The organism is Agromyces sp. NPDC055520 (assembly GCF_053619715.1).
Genome location: NZ_JBSHJY010000007.1, coordinates 24,353 through 36,490, shown reverse-complemented (window position 1 = coordinate 36,490; position 12,138 = coordinate 24,353). Strand labels below are relative to the sequence as shown.

Below are 12,138 nucleotides of genomic sequence, written 5' to 3'. Positions count from 1 at the left end.
ACTCGGCAGCGCTGGAGGGTACTCGGAATGTCACTTTCGTGGGATACCGAGATTCGAGAACTGCCCATCGTGAGCCGCATCCCGGAGTCGGCGCGAGACGTCCGTCTCATCTGGAGTCCCTCGACGGGGGCCGCTGCCGCCGCGTGGAATGCGCCGGCGGATGCCACGCCGCCCGAGGGTTGCGAGCCCGTCGCCGATCCGGCACCGCCGGCCTTCGCCGAGCACGTCATCCGGCTCGGGCCCGAACCGGCGGATGGTCTCGATTGCGGCGACGTCGTCTTCGCGCGGCACAGTGGCGGCATGTACGCGTGGACGGTCGTGCCCTGACATCCCCTGCGGCGCTCCGCCCTCCGAGCGGAACCTCCGTCGAGGCGGCGGAGTCGGAGCCGTGCGGGAACGCTCAGTCGTGCGGCGGGCGTCGCAGCCGCTTGACGTCGGTGCGCCGCTTCTTCGCCGCCAGGCGTCGTTCCTTGGCACTGCGACTCGGCTTCGTCTGTCGTCGCGGCGGCGCCGACGGCCGTAGGGCATCGGCCACGACGGTGGCCAGCCGGTCGCGCGCGGCATCCCTGTTGCGCAATTGCGCACGATGTTCGGATGCCGCGATCGTGAGCACTCCGTCGACCAGGCGAGTGCGCAGGCGGTCGAGGAGCCGCTCCCGCTGGAACGGCGAGAGGACGGTCGAGTCCGCCACATCCCAGACGAGCTCGACTCGGGAATCGGCCGTGTTCACGCCTTGCCCGCCAGGCCCCGACGACCGCGAGAACCGCCACGACAGTTCGGACTCGGGGATCGTGAGTCCGGCGTCGATCCGAAGACCGGGGCGATGGGCGGCGGGCATGCTTCCATCATCCTCGGTGCGCGCGATGCTCGTCGGAAGATTCCGGGCCGCCCCTGCGTTGTCGATGGCATGGGTTGGAATGACGATGTCATAGACACGTTCCGCAGCAGCAAGGGCACCGAGAACCACTGGGGCCCGAAGCTGATCATCCTGCACGCGATCGGGGCGAAGTCGGGCACGACGCACCTGAATCCCGTCGTGGGCTTCCGCAACGACCGTGGATGGCGCGTCGTCGCCTCGAAGGGCGGCTCACCGGAGAATCCGGCCTGGTACCACAACCTGCGTGCACACCCGTCGATCGAGATCGAAGCTCTCGTCGACGGCGAGATCGTGACCGTGCCGGTGACGGCGACCGAGATCGCCGACGACGAGTGGCAGGACGCGTACGCCGCGATCGCGGCCGAGGAACCGCAGTTCGGCGGCTACCTCGAGAAGACCGATCGCCGGATCCCCGTTCTGCAACTCACCCCTCGCGCCGACTGACCTCTTGCGCGCTCGAAGCGCGCTCGCGACCGACCATGAGCGAGGCGTTCAACCCGCGCTCCCTTCGAGTGCGACGTTCGGCCGCCCACCGGCCGCGATCCACTCCTCGTATCGGGTCGGCATGATCGTCGCGTCGGGGCCGGGGAGCAGCTCGCGCTCGCCGAGATCGGTGCCGAAGTACCGTGCGCACGGGAGAGCGGCACGACATTGCGGCTCGTGCCGGCGTCGGCGATGTTCGCGATGAACTCGAAGAACTGCGTCGCGTGCACGATCGAATACGGTCGGCCCGACTGGCGGATGAGCCGCTCCTGCGTGGCCTTCGCGGCGAAGTACCCGCCTTCGGAGGCGGCGAGCCGATCGGTGCCGACGACCGAGAGCGCGACGTGGTGGGCCACTCCGGCCCCCGCACCGTAACTGAGCAGGTTGAGCGTCGAGCCGGAGAAGAACTCGTTCGCGGCCGCCTCGTCGAGGTAGTCGGAGTTCGAGACGTCGATCAGCGCCTGCGCGCCGACGAGAGCCGCCGCGAGACCCTCGTCGGTGTAGGAGTTGACGCCCGTCGCACGGGACGCCGCGACGACGTCGTGGCCGTCGGCGACGAGCCGCGCCACGAGTCGCGTGCCGATGAGACCGGTGCCGCCGATGACCGAGATGTGCATGGCGGGCTACTTCACCGAGTCGGCCGGCGCCGACTGCGCGGCGAGCCACTCGGCGAACGTCGTCGTCGAGAGCTGCGCATCGGGGCTCAGCGGCACGAGTTCGGTGCCGGTCAGCTTCGTGCCGAAGTACGGCGCCGCTGCATCGCCGATGACCGTGCGCGGGTCGCCCTTGGCCGCCATGCCGACGCGCACGAACTCGTCTTGACCGAAGCGCTCGGGTCCGCCGATCTCGAGGGTGCCGTTGAGCGGGGATCCGGCGGCGACGCGGGCGACGGCTGCCGAGACATCCGCTGCCGCGATCGGCTGCATGAGGCCCGTGCTGAGTCGTGCCACGCCGTCGACGGTCGCCTCGTCGGCGATGCGTCCGACGAATTCGAAGAACTGCGTCGCGCGCACGATCGAGTACGGCTGCCCCGACTCCTCGATGAGCTTCTCCTGGGCGACCTTCGCACGCAGGTAGCCGCTGTTCGGCAGGAGTTCGGCGCCGACGATCGAGAGCGCGACGTGATGGGTCACGCCGGCATCGCGCTCGCCTGCCAAGAGATTCGCGGTCGACGTCGTGAAGAATGCGAGCACCTCGTCGTCGGCGAACGACGGCGAGTTCGATACGTCGACCACGACGTTCGCGCCGACGAGCACCTCGGCGAGTCCCTCGCCGGTGATGGTGTTCACTCCCGAGTTCGGCGACGCGGCGACGGCCTCGTGGCCGTGCTCGACGAGGTGCTCGACGACCTTGGATCCGATGAGGCCAGTGCCTCCGATGACGACGATCTTCATGACTGGCTGCCTTTCGTCCGGGCGGCGGTGATTCCGCTGCCGTCAAAGAACTCAGACCGGATGGCCGCCGCAACTGTGACGGGGTTTCGAAAACTCGTCAGCCGAGGTCGGGCCGACGGCGATTCCAGCCGGCGAGTTTCATCGGCGCGGTGCAGAGCCAGAGCCTCGTGATCGCGGTCGTTCCGTCGAGGCCGAGCACACCGACGACCTCGCCGCTCGACCGCTGCAGCGCGAGGCCGGCCTGCCCGTTGACGTGAACCGTGCACCAGGAGGCATCCGGATGTCTCGCCTGTTGACGGTGAAGCTCACGGATGACGCGCCGACGGCCTCGCCGCTCGCCGCCCGTCTCATCGCCCGAATCGACGACCATGTGTGCGTCACGGTGCAGGGCACCCGCCAGTGCGAACTCGTCACGAAGATCGAGCGCGGCATGCAGACGGGTGGCGAGGTCATACCGCGGCACGAGAGGTCGCTGCCCCGAGCTTGTGCGGATTCATCATCCAGAGCACCTGATCGATGCCCTGCGCCCCGACGACGAGGGTGATCACGGCGAACGTGGTGCCCTCCTTCGAGAGGAGCACCGCCGCCTGGCCGTTCGTCTCGGCTTCGGTGATGTCCACGCCGTCCCAGAAATGCGTGCGGAAGGCACGCACGAACTTCGCGACCCGCCCGCGGCCAACCACCGGGAACTTCGAGGCGCGCACGACTCCACCGCCATCGGAGTACGACACGACGTCTTCGGAGAGCAGGCGCTCGAGCTGCACGAGGTCGCCCGTCTTCGCCGCAGCCAGGAACGCCGTGAGCAGACGCCGCTGCTCGGACTGCGGCACCTCGCGTCGACGCTCGCCCGTGAGGTGCTTTCGTGCGCGCGAGACGAGCTGCCGCGCCGCGACTTCGGAGACCTGCACGATCTCGCAGATCTGGTCGTACGGGTACGCGAAGGCCTCACGCAGCACATAAGCAGCGCGCTCGGTCGGAGTCAGACGCTCGAGCATGACGAGCACTGCGAAGCCGAGCGCCTCGGCACGTTCGGCGCCGAGGGTGGGGTCGTCGCTCGTGTCGACGGGCTCCGGCAGCCACGGGCCGATGTAGGTCTCGCGTCGGGCGCGCGCCGACTGCAGCGCATTGATCGCCAGTCGAGTCGTGATCGTGGCGAGGAACGCCGCGGGCTCTTCGACGACCGTTCGGTCGGTGCCCTGCCAGCGCAGCCACGCCTCCTGCACGATGTCCTCCGCCTCGCCGGCGCTGCCGAGCATGCGGTACGCGATGCCGAAGAGTCGCCCGCGAACGCTTTCGTAGACGGCGAGCGCGTCGTCGAGGTTGCCATCCATATCGTGTTCCCGTCGGTCGGCGGAGGGGGCGCGATCACCCCTTCCAACTGAGACCGGCCACGTCGCACGAATGTGACAGGTTCCGGCGAATCAGTTCCAGACTCTCGGATGATATGCCGGATGCCGCGGGCCCGCGAGGGCGGCTCAGGGTCTCGCGTTCCCGCGGTCGGTCGTTTCGGCGGCGGGCGTTGCCACCGCCGACGACGAGGTCCGGCGGGCGTGGTCTACGCTGCCTCGCGGGTCTCGACGGCACCACGCACCGCGTCGAGGATCGTCGCGGCGACCGCCCCGGGCTGCGAGACGCTCACCGCGTGCGAGGCACCGGCGATCTCGGTGGTGCCCCGCGAACCGGCGCGCTCGGCACCGGCGCGGAGCACCGCTGCCGGGATGTTCCGATCCTCGCTGCCGAACACGTGCCACGACGGGCGGTCCTTCCATCCGGGAACCGGCGCCTGCGCGGCATCCGTCAACGCGGTCTCGGTGACCGGTCGCTGGGTCGCGCCCATCAGCCCGGCGACCTGCACGGGGACGTCGGCGGCGAACTGGTCGCGGAACAGCGGGCGACGGATCGCGAACTCGACCCCGCCGCTCGAGATCGGGTGCGCGTCGAGCGCGTCGCCGAGCGTCGATCCCGGCTCGCTCGCCGAGAGCGAGAATGCGCTGTCGCCGGGCTCCGACACGAACGCCGAGGCGTACACGAGGCCGATGACCTGGTCGTTGCCGGCGGATGCCTCGCTGATCACGATTCCGCCGTAGGAGTGGCCGACGAGCACGACCGGCCCGTCGATCGAGACGATGACGTCGCGCACGTATGCGGCGTCGCCGGCGAGGCTGCGGAGCGGATTGGCGACCGCGATCGAGGTGATGCCCTCGGCGTGGAGCGCCGCGATGACACCGTTCCAGCTGGCGGACTCGGCGAATGCGCCGTGCACGAGCACGACGGTCGGCTTCTGATCTGACATGACTGTTCCCCTTCTCGAACCGCACCCGCCGCGTGCGGAAGCGATATCAACTCAGACCACGTGGGGCGACGTCTTGTGACGCCACCGGCGATCCCACTCGTGCCGTCACGTTCCCGGCTCGCACCTAGTCAATGCTGCAGTCGACTCACACGGCATCGCTGAGCAGAGCGCTATCGAGCGTCGCCGACATGGATCAGAACAACCCGTCAGTGCAGCGCCGATTGGAGAGCCAGTCGAGCTGGCGCGCAACTCTACTCGCCTTCGGGGCAATCCCCCTCAGGTCGCCGTGAGTGCCGCACCCCATTCGCGCGCACGTTCGAGTTCGCCGTTCGCGACCGGCCCCGAGTAGCCGTGCACGCCGAACGACTCGGGCTTGACAGCTGGTCGGAAGCCCCGGCCCACGAGCTTCTTCATCGCCTTCTTCGCCGCGGAACCCGGAAGTCGTGGGGCGACGGTGCGCGTGTCGAACGTCGCGACCATGACGGGCGACGGCGGGGTCACCAGCCCGTCGATCCATTCGCGGATGCCGCGCTCGGGAACCAGCTTCGCGCCCTGCTGCCGTGCCGAGTCTCTCGTCGACGCCTTCGACATCGAGAACGCATGGGTCGGCCCGCCGACCACGAGAAGGTCGACCTTCTCGGGCAGCTCCTCCGCCGCGGTCGCCGCCTCGACCAGCTGGACGTCGTCGACCCCCCGTTGCGTCCGGATCCCATCGGCGATCGATCCTGCGATCTCCCCAGTGTTCCCCCACATCGTCTCGAATACCACCAGCGCTCGCATGACCAGCTCCTTCCGTTCCGTTCCGTTCGTCGTCACGCTATGGCGCGCGAACCGCGGTGCTCGGGACCTTCGACCCGCCCACTCTGATCGTCTCGAGCGATGCTGTGGCACGTGTTCAAGAGAATCGTCGTCGGCTGGGACGGAACCCCGTCATCGGAGACCGCCCTCGATTGGGCGCTACGGCACGGCCCGGACGTCCCGATCGCCCTCATGAGCGCGACATTGCACGGAGATTCGCGCTTCGACAAGGACCAGATTGAGATGGTGCTGGGTCGACAGTCGTCCGGACGACGCCGGGATGTCGAGAATCGCGGCCTGATCGGGCCGCCGGACGAGGCGCTGGCCGAGTACCTCCTACCTGGAACGCTCGTCGTGGTCGGCGCCCCGGCGCACAAGCACGGGTCTCGCTGGAGCGTTGGAGCTCGACTGGCCGGCCGCCATGGCGGGGGAACGGTGGCGGTCATCCCACCACACAACGACAACGACAACGACGATCTCCCGATCGTCGTCGGGGTCGATGGCTCCGCGGCGTCGTCGGCGGCCGTTGAGGTGGCCGTCAGCGAGGCTCGCCGACGCGGCGTTCGCCTCGAGATCGTTCACGCGTGGCATCCGCCTGGAATGTGGACACCGGTCTTCGGCGACGCGGCAGCGGACCTCGAAGTCTTCGCGTCGATGCACGGGGAGGTGCTCGACGAAGCGCTGTCGCACGCTCGCCGGCTCGGGGCGGAGTGCACTGGCCGCCTCTCGCGTGGTGACGCCGCGCAGTTGCTCAGCGAAGCAGGTCGGTCCGCGTCGCTTCTCGTCGTGGCCAGCCATGGGTACGGGCCGCTTCGACGGTTCTTCCTCGGGTCCGTGACGGTGATGCTTCTGCTCGATCCGCCATGCCCGATACTCGTCGTCACCGAAGTGCTGGCACACGCCGAGAAACGCGTACACGCAGATTAGTGGCGACTGTCCGGGCGCGACGAGGTCGCCGGGTTCGGATTCCATGCTTCGGAACCGTTCTCGCGAGATGTCGACAGGTGCCGAAGATCCCGCCTGCCCGACACGAGCCCAATCCGGCTCCCCCGAACCCTTCCGGCGGGACCAATGGCACTGCACGGATTTCAGAACCCGCGAGAAGCTGAAGCCGACAGCCAAATCGGCTCGATTGCATCGCACTGTTCGCCATCCTGCCGGAGAAGAGGACGACCATGTTCAACGGCACGCATCGGTCAGCGGCCGTCGCTGCCGCCGTCGCTGCGGTGGGCATCCTGTTCGCAGGCTGCACCATCGTCGTCGCGGACCCCGACGACGATCGCGACCGCCGATCAGTGATGATGGGCGGCGCGGATTCAGCGGCGTACAGCGCGACCGACCTCATGTTCGCCAGGATGATGATTCCGCATCACGAGCAAGCGGTGGAAATGTCGGAACTTGCGATCGAGACGAGCGCCGACCCCGATCTGATCGACCTGACCGAGCGCATCCGCGACACGCAGACCAGCGAGATCGCGCTGATGGAGGGATGGCTCGATGACGCCGGGCGTCGGATGCCCGGAATGGATGATACGAACATGGGCCGGATGTTCGGCGACGAGGAGATGGAGGCGTTGGAGGAGGCGAAGGGGGCAGAGTTCGACACGCTCTACCTCGAGAGCATGATCGACCACCATGAGCTGGCGATCCGGATGACCCAACTGATCCTGGACTCGGACAACGCCGACGTGCAAGCCCTCGGCGAATCCATCGTGGAAACCCAGACCGCAGAGATCGAGCTCATGGAGCAGATGTTGAGCGAGGCGGGTCCACCGGCGGGATGATGAACGCGCGCCCCTGGATGTCGCGGGGCGTGATGCGAACCCAACGACTCCTGTCACCCGGCGCCCACGGTGAAACGCCCAGCATCTCGGCCGCCGCAACCTCCGACTCCCGATCGAATTGGTCGGCGTCGCCCCTGACGACCACGCTGAACGCTTCGTCGCCATCGATGCCATCGACCTGGAACAGCACCGAACGATGAATGGTGAGCGCCAGGAGTTTCGTGCCCCGCGACGTGCGGAACACGATGGAATTCCGGTCGACACCGTGGTTGATCGGGAAGATGTCCATCTCACCCGCCGCAGTGGTTGCGATTCGCCCGTACGGTGCCTGCGCGATCCGGTCCCAGCACTCGACCGAGCGCAGTTCGCGCATCGGCAACCGCCCATCGTCGTCTGCCACGTCGATCCGCTCCGTCCTCTTCGTCGTCATCGAATTCGCTCATGTTCGCGGGCGTGCCCGACGTGCGCACGTTTCACGCGGGAAGCACGACCAGCACCGGCACCTGTGAACGCAGCAGCAGCTCGTGGCTCACCGAACCCAGCAGGAATCGCGCCACCGCGGAGCCGCTGTGGCTGCCGACCACGAGCGCCGAGGCATGTTCCGACGCCTCCAGCAGCTCATCCACCGGCAGGCCGTGCACGAGTCTTCCATTGGGCGTGGCGCCGTGGTCGATCCCCACATCGATCGTCTCTGCGAGCGTGTCGCGGTGCATCTGCTCGTATTCGGCGAACTCCCCTGCGAAGTCGGCCAGATCCTGCTCCCACATCTTGGGAGCGGTCCAGGCGTGCAGCAGCGTCAGCGGCTGACCCGTGGCATCGGCGAGATCTGCAGCCACACGCACGACTTCGCGACTCAGAAACGAGCCATCGATCCCAGCAACCACTCCGAGTTCAGCGGCCCTGACCGACTGGTCCGGCACCACCGCAACCGCGCCACCACCGTGCATGCCTGCCAAACGCACCCCTGCCGACCAGCGGCCCGCGCGATCGCGATCACGACCGACGACGACCAGCGTGCCGGGGCGAACGAATGTTCGCAGAATGTCGACGACGGGCCCCTGTTCGGTCGATGTCACGACGTGGATCCCTGGGCGCGCCGTTCGAATCCGATCGGCCTCGTCCATCAACCGGACCCGTGACCCCGCCCGCTCCGACGTGGCGCTGAGGTACTCGCTTCCACTCTCTCGGTCCCGTTCGACGTGCACGAGCACGAGTTGGCTCTCGGTCGCGAGCGAGGCCGCCCATTCCATGGCTCGCTCGGATGCCGGGGAGCCGTCCATTCCGACCACGATGCGCTCGAACATGCTGTTGTTCCTTCCTGAACCCATCACGGGATCACTCACTGTCGTCGGCTTCCGGTGCCAGCACGAAGGGCACGATGAGCACGGGCCCGGCGAGATTCATCACGAGATCACCCGTCGTGCGCCCGAGCGGCCGGAAGCCGCGGGCTCCGGCGTGTGTCGGCCGACCTGCGATCGTGAGCACCGCGCGCCCGGACATCGAAGCGAGTGTCTCGCCCGCAGAGGAACTCGATCGCCTCTGCGTGATGCCGGCAGGTGCACCCAGACGCTCGGCGAGCCGAACCGCACGCTCGAGGGCCTCGGTGCTGGCGACGGCCGACGTACCGTCCGCACGGACGAGGATCAACGGCTGATTCATGCGTTTCGCTTCGACGACCGCCGCCCTGATCACGGCTTCCTCGCCCGGCGCCCCACCGACGCCGACGACCACCCCGCTGCGAGGCCCACCGGATGCCACGGGCACGACGGCGAGCGGCACCGGCGACATCGCAGCGAGTTGCATCGCTCTCGTGCCGAGCGCAAGTCCGTGGAACGTGCCGACCTTGTGGGTGCCGATCGCGACGGCCGTGGCGTGGGCGGCTTCGCCCGCCAATGCAAGCATCGGCGAGCCGACGGCGCACTGAACCGACACTGGAACCTCGCCGGCATGGTCACGAGCGAACTCCAGCTCACGAGCGGCCAGGACCGTGGCCTCCGATTGGAGTTCGGCGATCACGCTCGCGCCGATGGAACCCGCCTCGTCGTCGACGACGAAGAGCAACTCGACCTCGTCGCCGGTTGCTCGAGCCTGTTCGAGCGCCCACGCGATCGCCGCCCGGCTCGCGATCGAGCCGTCGATGCCGACCAGGATCCCCATCCCCACGAGTGTCTCCTCCCTGCAGACCCTTCTCCTTCGCATGCACAGCCTCCCGCACCGCACGCCGGCTCTCAGGGCCATAGGTCCCACGCGCTCGGATGCCGCGAGAATGGTGCGGTGGTTCGCTGCGTGGGGGTTGGTACTCATCTGCTCACGGCGATGAGCGCCGCGGAGGGAGTTCGAACGCGCGGCCGTGAACCTCATCCGGGGTGATGCGGACCCAGCGGTCCTTCTCCTCGGGCGCCCAGGGCGAGATCCCGAGGCGTTCGGCCGCGAAGATCTCGGCCTGCCGATCGAACTCCTCAGCTTGGCCCTTCACGACGACACTGAACGCCTCCGCCTCGTTCCATCCGTCAACCTGGAACGCTATCCGATGGCGAATCGTGAGTTCGAGCAGCTTCGTGCCAGGAGAAGTGCGGAACACGATCGTTCGACGATCGACCCCGTGATTGACGGGGAAGATGTCGACCTCACCCGCAGCCGTGGCCGCAATACGCCCGTACGGCGCATCGGCGATGCGCTGCCAGCACTCCTCCTCGTCCATCCGGCGAGTCGGGGCGCGCTCATCGAGCGTCTCATCCATGGCGTCATGCTCGCAGCATTCGGAGCACGTGCATGGGCCGAAGGTCCCGCTTGGCTGAGCATGCCGATCTCAGGCCGATGGTTGATGTGACCTTCGACCCAACAGCCAGCTTCGTCACCTCCGAGGATGCAGACATGCCAGAGATCGTGATCGCCCCGGAGCCAACAGACCTCGATGCAACGCCTGAGCGGCACCGCCCGGTACTCGTCGTACATGGGCGGTGAGCGATGTGAACGACTACCTGCAGTTCCTCGGCGCCGCTGACAGCGTCACCGGTTCGAGGTACCTCATCGACACCGAGTCCTCGCGAATCCTCGTCGACTGCGGCTTGTTCCAGGGTTACAAGGTCTTGCGAGAGCGCAACCGAGCAGAGTTCGCGGTTCCCCCGGCATCCATCGATGCTGTTGTGCTCACACATGCGCATCTCGATCATTCGGGCTACGTGCCCGCGCTCGTGCGCGACGGTTTCAACGGCCCCGTCTACGCGACGTCCGGCACGGCGGAGCTCTGCGGAGTCATGCTGCCCGACAGCGGCTACCTGCTCGAAGAGGAAGCACGACACGCGGCGAAGGGACGTTGGTCCTCGCACCAGGTGCCGCGCGCTTTGTACACGGCAGCGGATGCCGCAGAATCACTCCACCGCTTCAGCGCCGTCGACTTCGACCGACCGCATCGGATCGGCGACGACCTGGAGTTCACGTTCCTTCCGGCCGGCCACATCCTCGGCGCGGCGGGTGTGCACCTTCGAGTCGGCGATCGCTCCATCCGATTCACCGGTGATCTCGGCAGGACGGACGATCCGCTCATGCGGCCGCCACGTCCGCTCGAGCCGTCATCCGTGCTCGTCACAGAATCCACCTACGGTGACCGGCGGCACGCGCCCAGCGACCCCGAAGCCGTGCTGGGCGACGTCATCGACCGTGTCGCCAAGCAGAACGGAGTCGTGCTGATACCGGCATTCGCGGTCGGCCGTACCGAGACGGTCCTGTTGCATCTGTCGCGCCTGCGTGATCGCGGACGCCTACCCGATATTCCGATCTTCCTGAACAGCCCGATGGCCGTGAACGTCGCAGCGATCTACCACCGGCATCCCGACGAGCTTCGACTCGATGCAGCCGAGATCGACCGCATGTATTCGCTGGCGACGAGCGTGCATACGGTCGACGAATCCAAGCTGCTGAACCTTCGCGGCGGCCCGATGATCATCATCTCCGCGAGCGGGATGCTCACCGGCGGACGCATCCTGCACCACGTCGCGGCATACGGGTCCGACCCTCGCAACGCCATCGTGCTCACCGGCTACCAGGCCGGAGGCACGCGTGGCTCGGCCCTCCTCGGCGGCGCCGATTCGCTCCGCATCTTCGGCCGCGACGTTCCGATCCGCGCCGAAGTCGTCGACCTCGACAGCATGTCCGCCCACGCGGATGCCGACGGGCTCATCCATTGGATGGGCGCCGTGGCCGAACCGCCTCGCCAGGTGTACGTCACACATGGAGAAGCCGCAGCGGCAGATACGCTCCGTGCACGGATCAAACGTGAACTGGGGTGGCCGGCACACGTACCGGAGTACATGGAGCGGATCCCGCTTCCTCAGGAAGATGCCGCAGGCGTTGTCGCATGATGCAAGGTTGAGGCCCCGGCGACGGAACGCAGCACCTCATGTCCGAGCGCATTCCCGTTCGCCGAGAGGTGTGTTTGTATTCAGCATGGACGAGAGAGCAGTCGACCCAGTCACGCATTATGAACGACCGTTGACCAACTGGCATGAC

Annotated in this window: 16 protein-coding genes; 5 read left to right on the top strand and 11 right to left on the bottom strand. The window is 67.5% G+C overall.

The genetic code is table 11. The features are described from left to right. Positions 1-27 precede the first annotated feature (27 nt). Positions 28-327, top strand: coding sequence for a hypothetical protein (locus ACWGST_RS05440; protein ID WP_452045634.1), 300 nt, complete (start codon positions 28-30; stop codon positions 325-327). A gap of 73 nt (positions 328-400) precedes the next feature. Here ACWGST_RS05440 and arfB read toward each other — a convergent pair whose 3' ends face one another. After that, complete coding sequence (arfB, locus tag ACWGST_RS05435; RefSeq protein WP_452045633.1) at positions 401-838, bottom strand: alternative ribosome rescue aminoacyl-tRNA hydrolase ArfB; 438 nt, start codon at positions 836-838, stop codon at positions 401-403. Positions 839-907: 69 nt separating this feature from the next. Between arfB and ACWGST_RS05430 the strand changes: the two genes are divergently transcribed. Next, positions 908-1,321 (top strand): nitroreductase/quinone reductase family protein, encoded by a 414-nt coding sequence (locus ACWGST_RS05430; protein WP_452045632.1) that lies wholly within the window; start codon positions 908-910, stop codon positions 1,319-1,321. On the opposite strand, the gene ACWGST_RS05425 is transcribed toward ACWGST_RS05430, so the two are convergent. The 6 genes from ACWGST_RS05425 to ACWGST_RS05400 form a co-directional block, all read right to left on the bottom strand. Further along, entirely contained in the window at positions 1,261-1,977 is a 717-nt protein-coding gene (locus ACWGST_RS05425) for an SDR family oxidoreductase (protein ID WP_452045631.1), read from the bottom strand. The two genes, ACWGST_RS05430 and ACWGST_RS05425, sit on opposite strands and share 61 nt — an antisense overlap. A 6-nt stretch (positions 1,978-1,983) precedes the next feature. Next, complete coding sequence (locus ACWGST_RS05420; RefSeq protein WP_452045630.1) at positions 1,984-2,754, bottom strand: SDR family oxidoreductase; 771 nt, start codon at positions 2,752-2,754, stop codon at positions 1,984-1,986. 97 nt (positions 2,755-2,851) lie between these two features. Then, positions 2,852-3,217 (bottom strand): hypothetical protein, encoded by a 366-nt coding sequence (locus tag ACWGST_RS05415; protein WP_452045629.1) that lies wholly within the window; start codon positions 3,215-3,217, stop codon positions 2,852-2,854. After that, on the bottom strand, positions 3,204-4,085 hold the full coding sequence (locus ACWGST_RS05410; protein ID WP_452045628.1) for an RNA polymerase sigma-70 factor: 882 nt from the start codon (positions 4,083-4,085) through the stop codon (positions 3,204-3,206). The genes ACWGST_RS05415 and ACWGST_RS05410 overlap by 14 nt, the downstream gene beginning before the upstream one ends. A 224-nt stretch (positions 4,086-4,309) precedes the next feature. Beyond that, positions 4,310-5,047, bottom strand: coding sequence for an alpha/beta fold hydrolase (locus ACWGST_RS05405; RefSeq protein WP_452045627.1), 738 nt, complete (start codon positions 5,045-5,047; stop codon positions 4,310-4,312). 276 nt (positions 5,048-5,323) lie between these two features. After that, positions 5,324-5,827 (bottom strand): flavodoxin family protein, encoded by a 504-nt coding sequence (locus ACWGST_RS05400; protein WP_452045626.1) that lies wholly within the window; start codon positions 5,825-5,827, stop codon positions 5,324-5,326. Positions 5,828-5,938: 111 nt separating this feature from the next. Between ACWGST_RS05400 and ACWGST_RS05395 the strand changes: the two genes are divergently transcribed. Further along, the gene (locus ACWGST_RS05395) at positions 5,939-6,772 is read left to right on the top strand and encodes a universal stress protein (RefSeq protein ID WP_452045625.1); all 834 of its coding nucleotides are present in this window, start codon (positions 5,939-5,941) and stop codon (positions 6,770-6,772) included. Positions 6,773-7,020: 248 nt separating this feature from the next. Beyond that, positions 7,021-7,629: a DUF305 domain-containing protein gene (locus ACWGST_RS05390; RefSeq protein WP_452045624.1), complete on the top strand. Its 609-nt coding sequence runs from the start codon at positions 7,021-7,023 to the stop codon at positions 7,627-7,629. Here ACWGST_RS05390 and ACWGST_RS05385 read toward each other — a convergent pair. The 4 genes from ACWGST_RS05385 to ACWGST_RS05370 all read right to left on the bottom strand — a co-directional run bounded on the left by ACWGST_RS05385 (position 7,586) and on the right by ACWGST_RS05370 (position 10,369). Then, positions 7,586-8,029 (bottom strand): pyridoxamine 5'-phosphate oxidase family protein, encoded by a 444-nt coding sequence (locus ACWGST_RS05385; RefSeq protein WP_452045623.1) that lies wholly within the window; start codon positions 8,027-8,029, stop codon positions 7,586-7,588. The genes ACWGST_RS05390 and ACWGST_RS05385 overlap by 44 nt on opposite strands. 73 nt (positions 8,030-8,102) lie before the next feature. Further along, positions 8,103-8,933 (bottom strand): universal stress protein, encoded by an 831-nt coding sequence (locus tag ACWGST_RS05380; protein ID WP_452045622.1) that lies wholly within the window; start codon positions 8,931-8,933, stop codon positions 8,103-8,105. Between the two features lie 31 nt (positions 8,934-8,964). Beyond that, the gene (locus tag ACWGST_RS05375; RefSeq protein ID WP_452045621.1) at positions 8,965-9,786 is read right to left on the bottom strand and encodes a universal stress protein; all 822 of its coding nucleotides are present in this window, start codon (positions 9,784-9,786) and stop codon (positions 8,965-8,967) included. A gap of 151 nt (positions 9,787-9,937) precedes the next feature. Then, positions 9,938-10,369 carry a pyridoxamine 5'-phosphate oxidase family protein gene (locus ACWGST_RS05370; RefSeq protein WP_452045620.1) on the bottom strand — a complete coding sequence of 144 codons (432 nt, stop codon included), beginning with the start codon at positions 10,367-10,369 and terminating at the stop codon, positions 9,938-9,940. Positions 10,370-10,610: 241 nt separating this feature from the next. On the opposite strand from ACWGST_RS05370, the gene ACWGST_RS05365 reads away from it, so the two are divergent. Continuing rightward, positions 10,611-11,990, top strand: coding sequence for an MBL fold metallo-hydrolase RNA specificity domain-containing protein (locus tag ACWGST_RS05365; protein WP_452045695.1), 1,380 nt, complete (start codon positions 10,611-10,613; stop codon positions 11,988-11,990). The last annotated feature ends 148 nt before the right edge of the window (positions 11,991-12,138 follow it).